Here is an 18,957-nt window from a genome sequence, read left to right as displayed (position 1 = left end):
CACACAGTTCAGCCAATATTGCGCCACCCCCGCCTTGGGAGGCCGGTCATGAATGTGAAGAAATTTACGGGCGCCTCGTCGCGCGATGCGCTGCGCAAGGTGCGCGAAGCGCTGGGCCCCGATGCCGTGATCCTGTCGAACCGCCAGGCCGACGGCGTGGTGGAAATCCTCGCGCTGGCCAATGACGATGCCGCTTCGCTCGCTTCGCCGCCGGCCGCGTCCGAAATGGCCCAGCCCCGGCCCCAGTTGCAGACCCAGTTCGCCACGCCGCAGCGTCCGGCCGCCCCGGCCCAGCGCCCGGCCGCGCCACGTCCTGCCGCGCCGCGCCAGGCTGCCTCCGAGCCAGTGGACATGGCCCGCATGCAGCAGATGATGGCCAGCGCGCTGGCGCACGTCAAAGAGAACGCTGCCGCCGAGATGAGCGGCATGATGAATGAAATCCGCGCCATGCGCGGCATGATGGAAACCCAGCTGGCGGAAATCTCGTGGGGTTCGACGCAGCAACGCGAGCCGCAAAAAGCCGTCGTGCTGCGCGAAATGCTGGCCGCCGGTTTTTCCGCCAGCCTGGCGCGCTACCTGATCGACAAGCTGCCCGCCGGCCTGGACGGCGCGCAAAGCATGCGCTGGATCAAGACTGTCCTGAGCCGCAACCTGAACACGGTCGCCAATGAAGACGCCATGCTCGAGCAGGGCGGCGTGTTCGCCCTGGTCGGCCCGACCGGCGTCGGCAAGACCACCAGCACGGCCAAGCTGGCGGCCCGCTGCGTGATGCGCCACGGCCCGGAAAAGCTGGCCCTGATCACCACGGACGCCTATCGTATCGGTGCGCATGAACAGTTGCGCATTTACGGCAAGATCCTTGGCGTGATGGTGCATTCCGTGAAGGATGAAGCGGACTTGCGCATCGCCCTGAAAGAATTGAAGAACAAGCACACGGTGCTGATCGATACGGTGGGCGTGAGCCAGCGTGACCAGATGGTGACGGAACAGGTGGCCATGCTGTCGGGCGCCGGCGCCGACGTGAAACGCCTGCTGTGCCTGAACTCCACGGCGACCCAGGAAACCCTCAACGAAGTGGTGCGCGCGTATCAAGGCAGCGGCCTGGCCGGCTGCATCATGACCAAGCTCGATGAAGCGGCCTCGATCGGCAACGTGCTCGACGTGGTGATCCGCCAGAAACTGAACCTGTTCTACGTGTCGAACGGCCAGCGCGTGCCGGAAGACCTGTACCTGGCCGACCGCGGCTACCTGATCGACCGCGCCTTCAAGCTCAAGCGCGACTCGGTGGCCACGCAGTTTTCCGATGCCGAACTGCCGCTGCTGATGGCGCAGGCAGCCGCCCGCAACAATGAAGCGCGCGGGGTGCACCTTGGCTAATTTCGATTTCGACCAGGCCGAAGGCTTGCGCCGCATGCTGGCCGGTCCGCAGCCGCGCGTCATGACGTTCCTGTCGGCCACGCCGCAGGACGACAAGGGCGCCATGCTGGTCAACCTGGGCGCCTCGCTCGTCTACGGCGGCAATGACGTGCTGCTGCTCGACGCCAGCGGCGGCAGCGATGGCGTGGCTGCGCGCCTGGGACTGGCGCACGGCGCCAGCCTGCGCGACGTGGCGCGCCAGCAGTGCGGCTTGAACCAGGTCATCCACCAGGTGCCGCAAGGCTTCGGCGTGGCCAGCCTGGGCGCGCGCAATCATTTGATGGACAGCATGGACTATGCGGGCGAGGACGAACTGCGCCGCCTGGGCAAGACCTTCGACGTGCTGGCGCGCCAGAGCGGCATCGTGCTGGTCGACGGCGTCGTGGCAGAAGAGGGCGCCTGTTTCCCCGTGCCCTTGATGGCGTCGTCCGATATCGTTGTGCAAGTCTCCACCAGCGCCACCTCGATCAAGGCGGCGTACTGCCTGATCAAGCGCCTGAGCCAGGAACTGGGACGCCGTCCGTTCGGCATTCTCGTCACCGGCGCTTCCGAATCCGAGGCAAAAGTGGTATACGATAATATGGCGCAGGCGGCGAGCCGCTACCTGGCCGTGAAGCTGACGTCGATGGGGTCGGTGCCAGCCGATGAGTATCTGCACCGCGCGGCGCGGCTGGGCCGCAGCGTGGTCGATGCGTTTCCGCTGGCCGGCGCCTCGGTGGCGTTTCGCGGACTGGCCGAGCGGCTGGCCCGTTCGGCGGCGCCCGTGCTTGGCGGCACCTTGTACCAGACGGGGAGCGCCCACCAGTTCAGCGCCTGAAGCCAACCGTAGCACCAGATAAGATGAGAAAACAATAAGCAGCCTATGTACACGGTCAAAGGGAAATCGAACAAGGACTATTTGCTGACGGAGCACATTCCGCTGGTAAAGCGTCTGGCGCACCATATGAAGGCGAAATTGCCGCCTTCGGTCGAGGTCGATGACCTGATCCAGGCCGGCATGATCGGCCTGCTCGATGCCATCAGCCGCTATGAAGAGACGCATGGCGCGCAGTTCGAGACGTATGCCGTGCTGCGCATCCGCGGCGCCATGCTCGACGAATTACGCACCAGCGACTGGTTGCCGCGCAGCATGCGCCAGAACATGCGCAAGATCGAAGAGGCGATGAGCACCTTGCAGCAGCGTCTCGGCCATCCGCCGACGGAGTCGGAAGTGGCGAAACTGCTGAAAATGTCGCTGGCCGACTACCAGGAAATGCTGGGCGACGGCGGCGGCCACCAGCTCGTGTACTACGAAGACTTTCATGACCCGGACGGCAATGACAGCTTCCTCGACCGCCACTGCGTGGACGAGGACAGCGACCCCTTGCGTTCCCTGCTCGATACCGATTTCCGGCAATCCGTGATCGATGCCATCGACGCGCTGCCACCACGCGAGAAAATACTCATGGGCCTGTATTACGAAGAAGAGCTGAACCTGAAGGAGATCGGCGCGGTGATGGGCGTATCCGAATCGCGCGTCTCGCAGCTGCATACCCAGGCCGTCGCGCGCCTGCGCGCAACTTTGAGGGAGCAGGCGTGGACTGGTCCAGCGTAATCGGGCTGGCGCTGGCGCTGGCAGGCCTCTTGGTCGGCCAGGCACTGGAAGGCGGCAAGATGGCCTCCCTGCTGCAGCCGGCCGCCTTTGCCATCGTCATCATCGGCACTTTCGGCGCCGTGCTGCTGCAAACGCGGCTGCGCACTTTCGTGCGCGGCCTGGAAATGCTGCGCTGGGTCTTCCTGCCGCCAGCCGATACGCGTGCCGCGCTGGCGCGCGACATCGGGCAATGGAGCCTGACGGCGCGCCGCGATGGCCCGCTGGCGCTCGAGCGTCTGATGGAAAACACGGCCGACCGCTTCAACGCCAAGGGCTTGCGCATGATCGTCGACGGCATCGCGCCGGACAAGCTGCGCCAGCTGCTCGACGTGGAAATCTCCGCCTATGAGATGGCCGAGCGCCAGGCCGTCAAGGTATGGGAGTCGGCGGCCGGCTATTCGCCCACCATCGGCATCCTGGGCGCCGTGCTGGGCCTGATCCACGTGATGGAAAACCTCACCGACCCAAGTAAATTAGGCAGCGGCATCGCCGTGGCGTTTGTCTCGACCATCTACGGCGTGGGCCTGGCCAACTTGCTGTTCCTGCCGGTGGCGAATAAACTCAAGGCCATCGTCTCGCGCCGCGTGCTGCAGTACGAAATCACGGCCGCCGTGCTGTACGACATCGCCACGGGCGACCATACGCGCATCATCGAAGAGCGCGTGTCGAGCCTGCTGCACGAGCACTGACCATGATGCGGCGCGCGCGCAGGAAGTATGACGAGGAACCGGACAACCAGGACCGCTGGCTGATCTCGTACGCCGACTTCATCACCTTGTTGTTCGCCTTCTTTGTTGTGATGTACGCGATTTCGCAAGTCAACGAAGGCAAGTACCGCGTCTTCCAGAACGCCATCGGCCAGGCCTTCAGCCTGGAAAAGGGCGCGCCGCCCATCATCATGGAAGCGCCGCAAGCGATCCCGCTGCCGAATCCCGCCCTGAAACGCCGCACGGAAGCCATCCGCCGCGAGCGTGAACACATGACGCGCCTGGCGCAGGACCTCACGTCCACCCTGGCGCCGCTGGTCAAGGAAGGCAAGGTGCGGGTCACGCAGACGAGCCGCGGCGTGAGCGTGGAAATCAATGCCAGCGTGCTGTTCGACCCCGGCGCGGCGCGCCTGACGGCGGAGTCGGACCAGGCCCTGCGCGCCGTCGCCGTGCTGCTCAAGGACGATACGCACGACGTGCAGGTGGAAGGGCATACGGACGTGCAGCCGATCAGCAATTCGAACTTTGCCTCGAACTGGGAATTGTCGGCCGCGCGCGCCAGCGCCGTGGTGCGCCTGTTCATCGCCAGCGGCGTCAAGGCGTCGCGCCTGACGGCCGTCGGCCACGCTGACAACATCCCCGTGGCGCCCAATGAAACGGCGGAAGGGCGCGCGCGCAACCGCCGGGTCGCCGTGACGATTCTCTCTGGCATCCCGGAAACGGTGACGGAAGTGCCGACGGCGCCCGTGGCGCCGACACCGGCCAACTGAACGCCGCCGCTTGGTACAATCGCGGCCTTCTCTCTTATTATCTCTTCCTCATGAAAAGCAGCTCCCAGGGCGGTCTCGTCTATTCCACCGAAACGGGTCGCATGTGTCCCGCCTGCCGCCAGCCGCTGGCGCAATGCGCGTGCAAGGCGCAAGCCAAGGCGGCGCCTGCGGGCGACGGCGTGGTGCGCGTCTCGCGCCAGACCAAGGGCCGCGGCGGCAAGAGCGTCACCGTCGTGAAGGGCTTGGCGCTGGACGCCATCGCGCTGGCCCTGCTGGGCAAGCAGTTGCGCACGCAGTGCGGCTCGGGCGGCACCGTCAAGGATGGCGTGATCGAAGTGCAGGGCGACCATGTCGACACCATCCTGGCCGCGCTGGTGAAACTGGGCCACCAGCCGAAAAAGGCTGGCGGCTAGGCGGGGTGCGTACGTGCGGCACTGTTCCGTGCGCCTGTGGTAACGTGCATTTCCTTTATGCGCCACCTCATCATGAATAGCAAACTGACCGGCATCGCCATCGCCGCTGCCATCGCGGCAGTGCTGGCGCTCGTGTACTGGCCCGCGCCCGATGGCGGCGCGCCGGACACTGCCGCCACCGCTGTCGCCAGCGCGCCGCCGGGACGCAGCCTGGCGTCGTATTTGAATATCGACGCCACCCCCGCCGCCGATGCCGCGCCCGTTCCCGTGACCCTGGCCCAGCAGCTTGCGCGTCTGGCCGCCAGCAGCAAGCCGGAAGACGCGTATGCGGCCTACAACCTGATCGACGACTGCATCGTCTTCCAGCGCGAAAGCCGCTTGCCGGGGCTGGAATTCGAGCTGGGACGCGAGATGACGGCGGAAGAAAAAACCGCCCAGCAGCAGCTGTGCGCAGGCCTGACGCAGCGCCAGCGCGAGGACCGCCTCGGCTATCTGGCCACCGCCGCGCAGGGCGGCGTGCCGGGCGCGGCCACCCTGTTCCTGTCGGAAGGCCCGTTCGGCGACCGCAGCGCGCTGCGCAACCGTCCCGACGATCCGCTGGTGCAGGCCTGGAAGCGGCAAGCCATCGCCCAGCTGACGGCGCAGGCGGACGAGGCGGAACTGACCAGCGTATCGACCCTGATGATGGCGTATCTGCGCGATGGCGACGTGGTGCAGAAAGACGCGCCGCAAGCGTATGGTTACCTGCTGGCCCTGCGCATGGTGTACAGCGATATCCTCACGCCAGGGACGACAAACCCTTACCAGGATGAATACTGGCATTGGCTGCAAAACGAATTGACGCCCGAGCAGCAGGCCGCCGCCCTCATCAAGGCGAATGGCATCGCCGCGAAATTTCGCCAGCATACGGGCCGGCCCGCGCACGGTTGAGTGCGCAGGCCCGCCCTGCATAGGCTGGCCCGTGCATGGAGCCGCCGCGCCGGCCCCATGTATACCAGCGACGGCAGTACTTGCAGGCGCCCGGATGCCGCTCAGGCAGTCGTCTTGCGGCGCCGTATGCTATAGCCGATCAGGCCCATTCCCGCCAGCAGCATGGCATAGGTTTCCGGTTCGGGCACGGCCGTGGTGATGGAAATGTCCAGCACGGAATCACGCACGCCGGTGCCGCTTGCCACCAGGGTGTAGGTGCCAGGTCCCAGCAGGCCGTTGAATGTGGAATGGGCAAACGCGCCCAGCACGCCGGTAAAGGTATCCGATTGCACCAGGTTATTGCTGGAGTCGAACAAGTCAATGTTGACGCCAGTCAGGCGGGGACCGAATTCGTTGGCGCCCGTGACCAGCCAGGCCGCGTTGCCCGTGAACGACTGCACGCCGGCGCCGACCGTAAACGTGGTCGTTTGCAGCAGCGAGCCGCGCTCCGTCGTGAAGGTGTCGACGAACAAGGTGTCTTGCGCCAGCAGCGGCGTGGCCACCACGGCGGTCGAGACGAGATGGTTGTAGAACACGGCTTGCGTCTCGGCCTGCGCGGCTGGCGCCAGCAGGGTGCAGCCGAGCAGCAGCGCCGCGCCAGCCTTGGTTACTGAGAGAGAGTTCATATCATGCTCCTGTGTACTTGCGATTGAAGTGGCGTGCGTCATGGCGCAGCGCAAAAGCGCAGGCTGGACGCGTGAAATGGATTAGCTATGCCTGCGGAAACGATGTTCGTGTCGGTGAGGAAAGTCCCACCTGGAGATGTGCGGCGTACGCTAGGGATTAGCATATAGTTATCATCTGCCTCAAGTTTGAGCGCGCTCAAAGGTGCGGCTTGGAAGGGATGCCGCTGTTGTTTCCGGGTGCGGCGTTCTTGAGGGGATGGCTGCCGCGCCCGTGCCTGTGCATGGCTTGCAACAATTGGCGTAGCTTGTGACTGCCGCGCCGGGCTATGATGGCCGTACATTTGCCCGTGCGGGCAATATACGCATGAGGAGCAACACTCGGATGTTGAAAGCGCTGAACTTGCCAATGCCGCAACTGCCGGTCAACCTGGCTGCCCTGCGGGCGCGTATGGCAGCGCGCCCCATGCGGGGCGCCATGTGCCTGGGCTTGTGCGCAGGCGCCGTGAATTGTCTCGTTTGCATATTGATGCTGCTGGCAGCGCTGGCACTGTTTTCGCCGGAGCAACTGGGCGGCTCCGCTTCGGCATCCCTGAAGGGCGCCGGCATGGCGACGATATTCTGGACGGTCGTCGTCTGGGCGCCGCTGTTCGAGACGATCATCGGGCAGTGGCTGCCGCTTGAAGTGTTGCGCCGCTACAGGGTGCGTACCGGATACAGCCTGCTGGCCAGCGCGGTACTGTTTTCCCTGTTGCATGTCATGGGTGGCTCCGGCATTTTGCACGCCAGCATGACTTTTATTGCAGGCGGCTTCTTCGCGGCCAGCTACCTGACGGCGCGCAGCATGGGCGTGGCGCCCGCCTATGTAGCGGCGGCCACGGCGCATGCGTGCAGCAATGGCTTATTGCTGTGCTTGTCGCTGCTGTTTCCTGGTCTGGATTAGTGAACGCCGAGGGAAAACTTAGCCGATCACGACGCGCCGGCTGGCCGTGTTCGTCGTCGGTTGGCCGCTGGGGCCGTAGAAATTGCCGCTTTGGGCAGTAGGGCGCATGGCGTTCAGGGCGCCTTGCGTGTGCAGCATGTGCTTGTTGACCAGCAGGCTGTTCAACCGGTTCTGTTCCTTCGCTTCGCGCGTCGTCTCGAGCAGGGCTTTCCACAGGGGCGCCGCTTCCGCTTCGCTGGCGCTGACCAGCCAGTCTTCCATGCCCGCTTCGGCTGCCGTGAAGCCGGCTGCCGCCAGCGCCTGGTGGCGTTGCGCCGCCAGCTGGCTCAATTGTCCGACGAGCGCCGTCTTGCGCGCCGTGATCTCCGTGATTGCATCGATGTCAGCCGCAACCAGATGCCGCTGTTCTTCTTTCATCAATGCCAGCAATGTGGTCATGAGCTGTTGCTCGTCGCGCAGGCTGGAAAACGGAGTCACTGATTGCATGAGGAAACCTATCTATTTCGTGAGTGCAGCAAGTCCTTGACTGTGTCGAGGAGACCGTCCGCTACTTTTTCTGAGTTGACCTGGAACTGGCCGTCGGCGATCGCCAGCTTGATGCGTTCGACTTTTTTCGTGTCGAACACGGCGCCGCTGCCGGCAGTTGCACTGGCCGCTAATGCCTGTCCTTGCGGCGACAGGCGTACATTGTCCGACGTTGTCGGTGTTGCCTGGGCTTTCTCGGCATTCCGGGCGCCGGAGGTACTCGCGGGCGCCACCGGCAGGCCGGGATTGCTTTTAATGGTGTTATCGGTAATTTTCACAGCGTGATCCTCGTCTGGTCGAAGTCAAAAAACTCCGGGATATGTGTCATTATCGGCACCTTCTCCCGAAACTTTAGTGCGCCAGGCCACAATATCGCTGTCCATCCGTGTTTAAAAGGCGACCTCCACCAAGCCGCCCGCGCGCGCCACGCCGCTGATCTGCTGGCCGCTCTGCGTGCGTACCTGTACCGTCTGGCCATCGCCGGCGCTGCCGATGGCGCGTCCTTCTGATGCCACTTGGAAACCGTTGCCACTGGAAACGACACGTACCAGCTGGCCCTGCATCACCACCGGCTTGCGGCGCAGGGTGTCGAGGCGCATCGGCGTGCCGGGTGGCAAGGAAATATTCGTGCTGGCGCCCACGACCTGGGCCATGTCGGTGGCGATGCCTGCCGGCAATGCGGCCAGGTCGCCCTGCATCGTCACCAGTTGGCTGGCATCGATGGCTTGTCCTTGCGCCAGCGGCACGGCGCTGGCCACGTAATCGCCCACGACGGCCACGTTCGCCTGCAGATAAATAGTCCAGTTGCTGGGCGCCGTGCAGCGCACGCCCACGGTGGTCTTGCCCCAGGCGCGCGCGCCCGGCGCCATGAACGCTTGCGGCGCGGGGCAGGCGGCCAGGTTCAGGCGCGGATCGACGGCGCCGACGGTGATCGTCACCTTGCCGGGCAAGCCATTGCTTTGCACTTGCAGGAATTGTTCCACGCTGTTGCGCAGCGCTTCCGGCGTTTGCCGGCCGGCGTTTTGCGCCTGCGCCAGCAGTGGCAGGGCGGCAAGAGCAAAGAGGAAAGCAAGCGGTGTTTTCATGGTGATAGGCCTCTGGAATACTGCCATGATAGTGCGCGCGGCCCCGTTCGAAGCGCCGATTAAGGGGTAAAAGTACGGTCTGATCCGGCGATGGTCTTGCTGGTGGGCACCGTACTATGTTTCCTGTCATCACTATACCGCCATCCTTCCGCCATCTCGGGCGCCAGTGGCAGATCTTTCCGGAGCCTGACATGATAGGGAAACTCGACGATTACATGCGCTTCAACGAGACGGCGCTGAGCCTGCGCTCGACGCGCCAGGAATTGCTCGCCTCGAATATCGCCAATGCCGACACGCCCAACTACAAGGCGCGCGATGTCGATTTCGCCGCCGCGCTGAAGGGCGCGATGGCGCGCAAGGACGGCGTGCCGCCGGCCCTGAAGGGCACGGCGCCGCAGCATCTGCCGGGCAAGGGCGTGGCCGCGGCTGCGGGCGCCACCGGCGGCGGCAAGGTCGAGACCCTGGCCGACGGCACGCCGCTGCTGTACCGCGCGCCGGCCCAGGGCGCCGTCGATGGCAATACGGTCGACATGGACCTCGAGCGCAACGCCTTTGCCGACAACGCCATCCGCTACGAGGCGGCCGTGACGTTCCTCAATTCGCAGATCAAGGGCATGCTGACGGCCATCCAGGGAGGACAATAATCATGTCGTTATTTAATATCTTCAATGTTTCCGGTTCGGCCATGAGCGCCCAGGCGCAGCGCCTGAACACGGTGGCCAGCAACCTGGCCAATGCCGACAGCGCCACCAGCGCCACGGGCGAAGCCTACCGCGCCAAGCAGGTGGTGTTCGAAGCCGTGCCCATGGCCAACGGCGCCACGGCCGTCAAGGTGCAGAAGGTGATCGAAGATCCTTCGCCGATGAAACTGGTCTACGACCCGAAGAATCCGCTGGCCGACGAGAAGGGCTACGTCACCATGCCCAACGTCAATACCGTTGATGAAATGGTCAACATGCTGTCGGCCTCGCGTTCGTACCAGACCAATGTGGAAACCATGAACGCGGCCAAGTCGCTGCTCCTGAAAACCCTCACCATTGGCCAATAAGGCTGACTGATCATTATGGCAACCATCGATACCAGTACCTCCAAAATCACCGACCTGATGGCGACGATGAATCCGAAGAAGACGACGGCCGAGCCAGGTAGTGTCGAAGCGGAGACGAACAAATTCCTCACCCTGCTGGTCACCCAGCTGAAAAACCAGGATCCGATGAATCCGCTGGACAATGCGCAATTGACCAGCCAGCTGGCGCAACTGTCCACGGTGACGGGCGTCAACAAGCTCAATACCACCGTGGAAAGCTTGAAGGCCAGCTACCAGCAAGCCGAATCGATGCAGGCGGCCAACATCATCGGCCATGGTGTGTTGACGGCGGGTAAGGACATCAACCTGAGCAAGAGCGCCGCGCTGCTGGGCGTGGACCTGGCCACGCCTGCCGACAAGGTCAGGGTCGTCATCTACAAGGCTGGCAAGGAAGTCCATTCCATCGACCTGGGCGCACAGGCGGCGGGCACCTTGCCGCTGGGCTGGAATGGTTCCACCGCCGATCTCGACAAGGATGGCAAGCCGGTCGTGCTGGCCGACGGCGCCTACACCTTCACGGTGGAAGCCACGCGGGGCGGTGTCCAGCTCAAGGATGCAACGGCGCTGATGTTCGGTTCGGTCGCCAGCGTATCGACGGGTGCGAATGGCGTGAAATTGAATGTCCCGGGCGTGGGCAGCATCACCATGGCCGATGTGAAACAGATTCTGTAAGCCGCTTCCCCTTAGCGTGAACCTCTACCCCTAATTTCTACCAGGAGAACACAATGTCTTTCCAACAAGGCCTGAGCGGCTTGAATGGCGCCGCCAAATCGCTGGACGTCATCGGCAACAATATCGCCAACTCGTCGACCGTGGGTTTCAAGCAGTCGCAGGCCCAGTTCGCCGACATTTATGCCAACTCGCTGTATGGCGTGGGCGGCAACCAGGCGGGGATCGGCGTGTCGGTCTCGCAAATCGCCCAGCAATTCAACCAGGGTAACCTGGAATCGTCGTCGAATCCCCTCGATATCGCCATCAATGGCGGCGGCTTCTTCCGTACCAGCGTCAACGGCGCCATCCAGTATTCGCGCAATGGCCAGTTCCAGGTCGACAAGAGCGGCTTCATCGTCAACGCCCAGCTGGCGCAGCTGACCGGTTATCCGGCCGACGCCAACGGCAAGATCGTCGCCGGCGCCATCGTGCCCCTGCAGATCGACCAGTCGGACATGAAACCGCAGGCAACGACCAAGGTCAGCACGGAAGTCAACCTCAATTCGAATACGCCCATGCCGACCACGGTGCCGTTCAAGATCGGTGAAGACACGTCGTACAGCAAGCAGTTTCCCGTCGAAGTCTTCGATTCGCTGGGCAATTCGCACATCATGTCGAATTTCTACGTCAAGACGGGCACCAACACCTGGGATGTCTACTCGGCCGTTGACGGCACGGAAGTGACCAGCATGAAGGCCGCGGCCGCCCTGCAGACGGACCCTGCCTCGCTGGCCGCGCGCGCCGCCTACCAGGCCGCCGCCACAGCCGTGCCGCTGGTGCCGGCCAATGTGACGACCGCCGCCGTCGCCTATGGCAATGCCGTCGGTGCCGCCGTCTCCGCCGCCGCCGCCGCTGCGGGCGCCACGCCGGCGCAGCTGGCCGCCATCGCCGCCACCTACGGCAGTGCCGTGCCGAACGGTATCAATTCGAGCCGCACGCCCGACCAGATCGACGCGGCCGTCCGCGCCGTCACCAATGTGCCAGCCATCAAGACCGGTTCGCTGGTTTTCAACACGGTCGGCAGCCTGGACCGGGCCGCCATGCTGGCCATGACGCCGCCGCAAACCCTGCCCGTCACCGTCAACTTGCCGATCTTCCCGGCCACGGGCGCAAATGCGACCCTGTCGCTCCAGGTCGATTTCACCAAGTCCACCCAGCTGGGCAGCCCCACGGCGGAAAAGAAAACGGAAGCGGACGGCTACAAGGCGGGCCAGCTGAGTCAATTCATCGTGGGCGACGACGGCGTCATCCAGGGCCAGTACAACAATGGCAAGACGCGCAGCCTGGGCCAAGTGGTGTTGAGCAACTTCGTCAACCCGAACGGCCTGGAGCCGCTGGGCAACAACGCCTGGGTGGAAAGCTCGGCCTCGGGCAAACCCGTCACGGGCGAGCCGAAGACGGGCAACCTGGGCAATTTGCGCGCCTCGTCGGTGGAAGTGTCGAACGTCGATCTGACGGCGGAACTGGTCAACATGATTACGGCCCAGCGCGCCTACCAGGCGAATGCGCAAACCATCAAGACGCAGGACTCGGTCCTGCAGACCCTCGTCAACCTGCGTTAAGAGTAAGGGGAGCCGTCCTCTCGGACTGCTCCCGGCTTTCGTTTTGCACGGAGAAAACACATGGACCGTCTCATCTACACCGCCGGCTCGGGCGCCAAGCACATCCTCGACAAGCAGGCGACCACGGCGAACAACCTGGCGAACGCCACCAGCACGGGTTTCCGTGCCCAGCTCGACTCGTTCCGCGCCGTGCCCGTGGTGGCCGACGGCATGATGCCGACGCGCGCCTTCGTCGTCGATTCGACGGTCGGTTCCGATTTCACGCAAGGTCCGATGCAGCACACGGGCCGCGCGCTCGACGTGGCCGTGGAAAACGCGGGCTGGATCGCGGTGCAGTCAGCCGACGGTTCCGAAGCGTACACGCGCAACGGCGCCTTGAAACTCAATGAAAACGGCATGCTGCAAACGCAGTCGGGCCTGATGGTGCAGGGCGATACGGGGCCCATGGCCATTCCGCCCGGCGTGACGGTGGCCATCGCCAGCGACGGCACGGTGGGCACGATTTCCACGGACGTGCCGCCAGGCCCGTCGACGGTGCTGGGACGCATCAAGCTGGTCAATCCGCCCGAGCAGCAACTGGTGCGCGGCGACGACGGCCTGTTCCGCCTGAAAGACGGCACGGTGGCGCAGGCCGACCAGGCCGTCAAGCTGACCACCGGTGCGCTGGAAGGCAGCAATGTCAGCCCCGTCGACTCCATGGTCAGCATGATCGCCCTGGCGCGCCAGTTCGAAACGCAAATGAGCCTGTTGAAGAATGCCGAGAATAACGCGGCGAAAGCCACCCAGATCCTCGCTTTGAATTGATGGGGGTGCCCGCATAATGGTCACATAGAAATTGTCTACAGGGCTGGTTAGCGCTGTTATTGGAGAAAAATCATGATTCGTTCCCTTTGGATTGCCAAGACCGGCCTGGAAGCGCAGCAGACGCAGATGGACGTGATCGCCAATAACCTGGCTAACGTCAGCACCACGGGCTTCAAGAAGTCGCGCGCCGTGTTTGAAGACTTGCTGTATCAAAATGTGCGCCAGCCTGGCGCCCAATCGTCGCAGCAGACCCAGCTGCCATCGGGCTTGCAGATCGGCACGGGCGTACGCACCGTGGCCACCGAACGCATCCATACGCAGGGCAATCCCCAGGCATCGGGCAATTCGCGCGACGTGATGGTCAACGGCACGGGCTTTTTCCAGGTGCTGATGCCGGACGGCGCCACCGCCTACACGCGCGACGGCTCGTTCCAGACGGACGCCAACGGCCAGCTCGTCACTTCCGAAGGTTTCGTCATCCAGCCCGCCATCACCGTGCCGACCAATGCGCTGAGCCTGACCGTGGCGCGCGACGGCACCGTGTCCGTCACCTTGCCCGACACCGTGGCGCCATCGCAGATCGGCTCGCTGCAATTGACTACTTTCGTCAATCCCGCCGGCCTGGAATCGAAGGGAGAAAACCTGTACATGGAAACGGGCGCTTCCGGCGTGGCGCAAACCAACACCCCGGGCACCAACGGCGCCGGCGTGTTGATGCAGGGCTATATCGAGACGTCGAACGTCAACGTGGCCGAGGAAATGGTCAACATGATCCAGACGCAGCGCGCCTACGAGATCAACAGCAAGGCCATCACCACATCCGATCAAATGCTGCAGAAATTGTCGCAACTTTAATTTTCATAGTCGTCATGCCATCCGCCGCCGGATGGCAGCGGAGGTTCGCCATGCAATACCCCATCATCGCTTTGTTCTCTGCAGTCCTGCTGTCCGGCTGCGCCATCACGCCTACGTCCATCGTGCAATATCCCACCACCACGCGCGCGCCGATGCCGGAACCGGTGGTTGTCAACAATGGCTCCATCTACCAGCCGTCGACCTACCGTCCCGCCTTCGAAGACCGCCGCGCGCGCCACGTGGGCGACACCATGACGATCGCCATCACCGAGCGCACGAACGCCGTCAAGGCGGGCGCCAGTTCGGGCAACAAGTCGGGCAGCGTGGGCTTCAGCACGCCAGGCATGCTGCAGGGCCGCCTGGGCGGCACTGTGGCGGCGAATGGCGCGACGAAATTTGCCGATGGCGACAACCAGTCCGCCAGCAATACCTTTTCTGGCGTGATCGGCGTGACGGTGATTGAAGTGCTGCCGAACGGTAACCTGATCGTCGCCGGCGAGAAACAGATCGCCATGAACAAGGGCACGGAATTCATCCGCTTCTCGGGCATGGTCAATCCGGACACCATCGGCACGGGCAACGTCGTGCCATCGACCCAGGTGGCCGATGCGCGCGTCGAATACCGCACCAACAGCCAGATCGACCGCGCCGAAATGGCCTCGATGGCGTCGCGCTTCTTCCTCAGCCTGCTGCCGTTCTGATCATGGCGAGCGTAACCTTTCCCCGCTTGCTGGCCATCTGCGGCCTGGCTCTCTCCCTGCTGGCGCCCGCGGCGCAAGCCGAGCGCATCAAGGACCTGGCCAGCATCGCCGGCGTGCGCCAGAATCAACTGATGGGCTATGGCCTCGTCGTCGGCCTCGATGGCAGCGGCGACCAGACCACGCAAACGCCATTTACCATCCAGAGCGTGGCGGCCATGCTGCAACAGCAAGGCATCAATTTGCCGCAAGGCACCAGTTTGCAGCTGAAAAACGTGGCCGCCGTGATGGTGACGACGGCCTTGCCCGCGTTTGCCCAGCCAGGCCAGTTGCTCGACGTGACGGTGTCGTCGATGGGCAATGCGAAAAGCTTGCGCGGCGGCACTTTATTGATGACGCCATTGAAGGGCGCCGACGGCCAGGTGTACGGCATGGCGCAGGGCAACGTGCTGGTGGGCGGCGTGGGTGCGCAGGCGGCCGGCAGCTCCGTCGTCATCAATCACTTGAGCGTGGGGCGCATCTCGGGCGGCGCGACCGTCGAGCGCAGCGTGCCTTCGGCGCTGGGCGCCAACAACACGATCCGCCTGGAACTGAACGCCACCGATTTCGCCACCGCCAGCCGCGTGGTCGACGCCATCAACAGCCGCTACGGCGCCGGCACGGCCGCCGCGCTCGATGGCCGCGTGATCCAGGTGCAGTCGCCGGGCGGCAGCGACCAGCGCGTGTCCTTCCTGGGCCAGCTGGAAAGCATCGAAGTCAATCCGGCCCGCCTGGCGGCCAAGGTCATCATGAATGCCCGTACGGGTTCCGTCGTGATGAACCAGTCCGTCACCCTGGAAACATGTGCCATTTCGCACGGCAACCTGTCCGTCACCATCAATGTCGAGCCGCAGGTGAGCCAGCCGCCGCCATTGTCGGGCGGGCGCACGGTGGTCACGCAGACGGCGCAGATCGATATCAAGAAAGAGCCGGGCAAGGTCATGCTGGTCAAGGGCGGCGCCTCGCTGTCCGAGGTGGTGAAAGCCTTGAACGCCATCGGCGCCTCGCCGCAAGACTTGCTGGCCATCCTGCAGGCGATGAAGGCGGCCGGTTCGCTGCGCGCCGAACTTGAAATCATTTGATGGACACGCCATGATCAGCCAAACCGACCTCAGCAATACCGCCGCCTATGACGTCAAGGGCATGGATGGCTTGCGCCAGTCCGCCAAGGCGAAGGACCCGGCCGCCCTGAAAGAGGCGGCCACGCAATTCGAAGCCATGTTCATCAACATGATGATGAAAAGCATGCGCGAAGCCACGCCGCAGGACGGCATCATGGATAGCCAGCAAAGCAAGATGTACACCTCGATGCTGGACCAGCAGACGAGCCAGAACCTGGCCAAGCGGGGCACGGGACTGGCGGACGTGCTGATCCGGCAGTTGTCGTCGTCGAACCAGGCGCTGGCCGCCGATGGCGCCGAAGCGCCGTCGCCCCGCTCGTCGAGCATGGCGCAGGCGCTGGCCGCGTTCCGCCAGCAGCAGGGCGCTCTCACCGAAGGTTCCGCCAGCGCCACCGGCAAGACCCTGAGCGACAAGGCCAACGCCACGCAGGCGCCGCACGTGCGCGCCTTCCAGGAAAAACTGGGCGTGCATGCGGAAGAAGCGAGCCGCGCCACGGGCATCCCTGCCAAGTTCATGCTGGGCCAGGCGGCGCTGGAAACGGGCTGGGGCAAGCGCGAAATCATCGCCCGCGACGGCAGCAGCAGCCACAACCTGTTCGGCATCAAGGCGTCCAGCGACTGGAAGGGCAAGGTCACGGAAGCCGTCACCACGGAATACGTGAATGGCAAGGCGCAGCGCAAGGTGGAAAAATTCCGCGCCTACGACAGCTATGCGGACAGCTTCAAGGATTATGCGCAGTTAATTACCAACAACAAGCGCTACGAGAAAGTCCTGGCCAGCGCGGGCGACGCCAGCACGTTCGCCCACGGCTTGCAGAAAGCCGGCTACGCGACGGACCCGAATTACGCTGCCAAATTGACAAAAATCATCAAGAATTCGCTGGTCGGCTAGTAACACGCCGCACCCCTGTGCAGGCCGCGCGCTTCAAGTTTTCGCCGCGGCTGCCGTAAATACTCATGACGGTAACCAATAAGACACCATGACTTCGAATCTACTCAGCATCGGTAAGAGCGGTTTGCTTGCAGCGCAGGTGGGCCTGTCGACGACCGGGCATAACATCACCAATGCCAACGTGGACGGTTACAACCGCCAGGTGGTGCTGCAGCAGACGGCGCAGTTCAACAATGCCGGCTATGGCTTTGTTGGCAATGGTACCGAGGTATCGCAAGTCAAGCGCCAGTACGACGGTTTCATGGCGGCCCAGGTGAATGGCGCGCAGTCGGCCACCAGTTCGCTCGACGCCTACTACACGCAGATCAGCCAGATCGACAATATGCTGGCCGATCCCACGGCCGGGCTGTCGCCGGCGATGGCCGATTTCTTCAAGGGCGTGCAGGATTTCAGCTCGAATCCTTCGTCCGTGTCGTCGCGCCAGGCATTGTTGTCGAGCGCAAACTCGTTGACGGCGCGCTTCCAGGGCCTCAGCGCGCGCCTGACGGAAATCGGCGACGGCGTCAATTCGCAGATCACCTCGAACGTGAAAGTGATCAACTCCTACGCCAAGCAGATCGCGGAACTCAATACCGCGATTACCAATCTGACCGTGAATGAAAGCAATCAGCCCAACGATTTGCTGGACCAGCGCGACCAGCTGATCACGGAGCTGAACAAATACGTCAAGGCAACGGTTCAGCCTGGCGCCGGCAACTCGATTACCGTCTCGATCGGCTCGGGCCAGCCGCTGGTGGTGGGCGAGAAGAACTTTGAACTGGCCACCACGCCGTCGCCGACGGATCCGAACCGCCTGGACGTGGGCTATGTGACGGGTACGAGCGTCACCAAGCTGTCGGAAAGTTCCTTGAGCGGCGGTGCGCTGGGCGGCTTGCTGGAATTCCGCAGCGGCAGCCTGGACCGCATCCAGAATTCGCTGGGCAAGGTTGCCATCGCGCTGGCGTCCACCTTCAATGAACAGCACAAGCTGGGCCAGGACTTGAACGGCGACATGGGGGGCGACTTCTTCAAATTGCCCGATCCCGTCATCGGCGCCGACTACCGCAACAATGCGACCAGCACGACCGTGGTGTCGGCCAAGGTCAGTGATCCGACCAAGCTGACGGCCAGCGATTATGCCGTCAAGTATGACGGCGCCAATTACGTGGTGACGCGCCAGAGCGATGGCGCGAAAACAACCATCAATCCGTATCCGCAAACCGTGCCGCAAACCATCGACGGCGTGGATTTCTCCATCACGGGCGCGGCCGCCGAAGGCGACAATTTCATGGTCAGGCCGACCGCTCATGGCGCTGCCGACCTGGCCGTGGCGATTACCGACCGCAACAAGCTGGCCGCCGGCGCGCCGATCGCCACGGGCGCGCCCGTCAGCAATACGGGCAGCGGCAAGCTCGGCCTAGGTAGCGTGGACAAGGCGTATTTAACGCCGGGCAATGCCTTGACGAGTACCGTCACCTTGACGTACGACAAGGCGACTACTTCGCTGTCGGGTTTCCCTGCGGGCCAGGCCGTGACGGTGAAAGGCTTGAACGGCGCGACCACCACATATCCGGCCGGCACGGCGACTATCCCGTACACGGAAGGCGACAGCTTCAGCTTCGGCGGCATCAACTTCAACATGACGGGTGCGCCCGCGCAGGGCGATAAATTCACCATCGCCCCGAACTCGGGCGGCGTAGGCGACAGCCGCAATGCCGCCTTGCTGGCGGGCTTGCAGACGAAAAACATTCTCGATGGCGGCAAGGCCACGTTCCAGGGTTCGTACGCGGAAACCGTCAGCTATGTCGGCAACAAGACGCGCGAAGTACAAGTGAGCGGCCTGGCCAGTCTTGCGTTATTGCAACAAACCAGCACGCAGCAGCAGGCTGTCTCCGGCGTCAACCTCGATGAAGAGGCGGCCAACCTGCTGCGCTATCAGCAAGCCTACCAGGCTTGCGGCAAGGTCATGCAGATCGCCAGCACCCTGTTCGACGTGGTCATCGGCCTCGGACGTTAATTATTCAGGCGGCGGCGCATAGCGCCCCGCCGCCATCAGGAAGGGCAG

The 18,957-nt window shown here is 63.6% G+C and carries 22 protein-coding genes; 18 read left to right on the top strand and 4 right to left on the bottom strand.

Annotated features, from left to right (window positions below; translation table 11 throughout):
- Positions 1-48: 48 nt before the first annotated feature.
- The 7 genes from flhF to VM94_RS25340 all read left to right on the top strand — a co-directional run bounded on the left by flhF (position 49) and on the right by VM94_RS25340 (position 5,869).
- Positions 49-1,377: a flagellar biosynthesis protein FlhF gene (gene flhF, locus VM94_RS25370; RefSeq protein WP_046685946.1), complete on the top strand. Its 1,329-nt coding sequence runs from the start codon at positions 49-51 to the stop codon at positions 1,375-1,377.
- Positions 1,370-2,233 (top strand): MinD/ParA family ATP-binding protein, encoded by an 864-nt coding sequence (locus VM94_RS25365; protein WP_046686264.1) that lies wholly within the window; start codon positions 1,370-1,372, stop codon positions 2,231-2,233. Before flhF ends, VM94_RS25365 begins: the two co-directional genes overlap by 8 nt.
- 45 nt (positions 2,234-2,278) lie before the next feature.
- Positions 2,279-3,010, top strand: a complete 732-nt coding sequence (locus tag VM94_RS25360; RefSeq protein ID WP_010400804.1) for an RNA polymerase sigma factor FliA — start codon at positions 2,279-2,281, stop codon at positions 3,008-3,010.
- Positions 2,992-3,738 (top strand): flagellar motor protein, encoded by a 747-nt coding sequence (locus VM94_RS25355; RefSeq protein ID WP_046685945.1) that lies wholly within the window; start codon positions 2,992-2,994, stop codon positions 3,736-3,738. Before VM94_RS25360 ends, VM94_RS25355 begins: the two co-directional genes overlap by 19 nt.
- 5 nt (positions 3,739-3,743) lie before the next feature.
- The gene (gene motD, locus VM94_RS25350) at positions 3,744-4,526 is read left to right on the top strand and encodes a flagellar motor protein MotD (protein ID WP_046686263.1); all 783 of its coding nucleotides are present in this window, start codon (positions 3,744-3,746) and stop codon (positions 4,524-4,526) included.
- A 50-nt stretch (positions 4,527-4,576) separates the two neighbouring features.
- Entirely contained in the window at positions 4,577-4,939 is a 363-nt protein-coding gene (locus VM94_RS25345) for a translation initiation factor Sui1 (RefSeq protein WP_046685944.1), read from the top strand.
- A 72-nt stretch (positions 4,940-5,011) separates the two neighbouring features.
- Complete coding sequence (locus VM94_RS25340) at positions 5,012-5,869, top strand: hypothetical protein (protein ID WP_138829008.1); 858 nt, start codon at positions 5,012-5,014, stop codon at positions 5,867-5,869.
- Between the two features lie 101 nt (positions 5,870-5,970).
- On the opposite strand, the gene VM94_RS27560 is transcribed toward VM94_RS25340, so the two are convergent.
- Positions 5,971-6,534 (bottom strand): FxDxF family PEP-CTERM protein, encoded by a 564-nt coding sequence (locus tag VM94_RS27560; RefSeq protein ID WP_052755940.1) that lies wholly within the window; start codon positions 6,532-6,534, stop codon positions 5,971-5,973.
- 406 nt (positions 6,535-6,940) lie between these two features.
- Here VM94_RS27560 and VM94_RS25330 point away from each other — a divergent pair, with 406 nt between their 5' ends.
- Positions 6,941-7,474 (top strand): CPBP family glutamic-type intramembrane protease, encoded by a 534-nt coding sequence (locus VM94_RS25330; RefSeq protein WP_160309320.1) that lies wholly within the window; start codon positions 6,941-6,943, stop codon positions 7,472-7,474.
- Positions 7,475-7,492: 18 nt separating this feature from the next.
- Here the strand turns inward: VM94_RS25330 and VM94_RS25325 are convergent, their stop codons facing one another.
- The 3 genes from VM94_RS25325 to flgA form a co-directional block, all read right to left on the bottom strand.
- Positions 7,493-7,960, bottom strand: a complete 468-nt coding sequence (locus VM94_RS25325) for a flagella synthesis protein FlgN (RefSeq protein WP_046685941.1) — start codon at positions 7,958-7,960, stop codon at positions 7,493-7,495.
- An 8-nt stretch (positions 7,961-7,968) separates the two neighbouring features.
- Entirely contained in the window at positions 7,969-8,277 is a 309-nt protein-coding gene (gene flgM, locus VM94_RS25320; RefSeq protein WP_034787161.1) for a flagellar biosynthesis anti-sigma factor FlgM, read from the bottom strand.
- A 111-nt stretch (positions 8,278-8,388) separates the two neighbouring features.
- Entirely contained in the window at positions 8,389-9,084 is a 696-nt protein-coding gene (gene flgA, locus VM94_RS25315; RefSeq protein WP_046685940.1) for a flagellar basal body P-ring formation chaperone FlgA, read from the bottom strand.
- A gap of 191 nt (positions 9,085-9,275) precedes the next feature.
- Here flgA and flgB point away from each other — a divergent pair, with 191 nt between their 5' ends.
- The 10 genes from flgB to flgK all read left to right on the top strand — a co-directional run bounded on the left by flgB (position 9,276) and on the right by flgK (position 18,909).
- Positions 9,276-9,728, top strand: coding sequence for a flagellar basal body rod protein FlgB (gene flgB, locus VM94_RS25310; RefSeq protein WP_046685939.1), 453 nt, complete (start codon positions 9,276-9,278; stop codon positions 9,726-9,728).
- Positions 9,729-9,730: 2 nt separating this feature from the next.
- Positions 9,731-10,132, top strand: a complete 402-nt coding sequence (gene flgC / locus VM94_RS25305) for a flagellar basal body rod protein FlgC (RefSeq protein WP_034754081.1) — start codon at positions 9,731-9,733, stop codon at positions 10,130-10,132.
- Between the two features lie 15 nt (positions 10,133-10,147).
- Complete coding sequence (locus tag VM94_RS25300; RefSeq protein WP_046685938.1) at positions 10,148-10,843, top strand: flagellar hook assembly protein FlgD; 696 nt, start codon at positions 10,148-10,150, stop codon at positions 10,841-10,843.
- A 53-nt stretch (positions 10,844-10,896) separates the two neighbouring features.
- Positions 10,897-12,444 (top strand): flagellar hook protein FlgE, encoded by a 1,548-nt coding sequence (locus VM94_RS25295; RefSeq protein ID WP_046685937.1) that lies wholly within the window; start codon positions 10,897-10,899, stop codon positions 12,442-12,444.
- A gap of 60 nt (positions 12,445-12,504) precedes the next feature.
- Positions 12,505-13,248 carry a flagellar basal body rod protein FlgF gene (locus tag VM94_RS25290; RefSeq protein WP_046685936.1) on the top strand — a complete coding sequence of 248 codons (744 nt, stop codon included), beginning with the start codon at positions 12,505-12,507 and terminating at the stop codon, positions 13,246-13,248.
- Between the two features lie 72 nt (positions 13,249-13,320).
- A complete protein-coding gene (flgG, locus tag VM94_RS25285) occupies positions 13,321-14,103 on the top strand; it encodes a flagellar basal-body rod protein FlgG (protein WP_034754070.1) in 783 nt (260 codons plus the stop codon).
- 50 nt (positions 14,104-14,153) lie between these two features.
- Positions 14,154-14,804: a flagellar basal body L-ring protein FlgH gene (locus VM94_RS25280; RefSeq protein WP_046685935.1), complete on the top strand. Its 651-nt coding sequence runs from the start codon at positions 14,154-14,156 to the stop codon at positions 14,802-14,804.
- Positions 14,805-14,806: 2 nt separating this feature from the next.
- The gene (locus tag VM94_RS25275) at positions 14,807-15,922 is read left to right on the top strand and encodes a flagellar basal body P-ring protein FlgI (protein WP_046685934.1); all 1,116 of its coding nucleotides are present in this window, start codon (positions 14,807-14,809) and stop codon (positions 15,920-15,922) included.
- 10 nt (positions 15,923-15,932) lie between these two features.
- Positions 15,933-16,853 carry a flagellar assembly peptidoglycan hydrolase FlgJ gene (gene flgJ / locus VM94_RS25270; protein WP_046685933.1) on the top strand — a complete coding sequence of 307 codons (921 nt, stop codon included), beginning with the start codon at positions 15,933-15,935 and terminating at the stop codon, positions 16,851-16,853.
- A gap of 88 nt (positions 16,854-16,941) precedes the next feature.
- The gene (gene flgK / locus VM94_RS25265; RefSeq protein ID WP_046685932.1) at positions 16,942-18,909 is read left to right on the top strand and encodes a flagellar hook-associated protein FlgK; all 1,968 of its coding nucleotides are present in this window, start codon (positions 16,942-16,944) and stop codon (positions 18,907-18,909) included.
- Positions 18,910-18,957: the final 48 nt, after the last annotated feature.

This window comes from Janthinobacterium sp. KBS0711 (assembly GCF_000988085.1).
GTDB classification, from domain to species: Bacteria; Pseudomonadota; Gammaproteobacteria; order Burkholderiales; family Burkholderiaceae_D; genus Janthinobacterium; species Janthinobacterium lividum_E.
The sequence above is the reverse complement of the archived record's forward strand: the minus strand, read 5'-3'. Positions and strand labels throughout refer to the sequence as shown.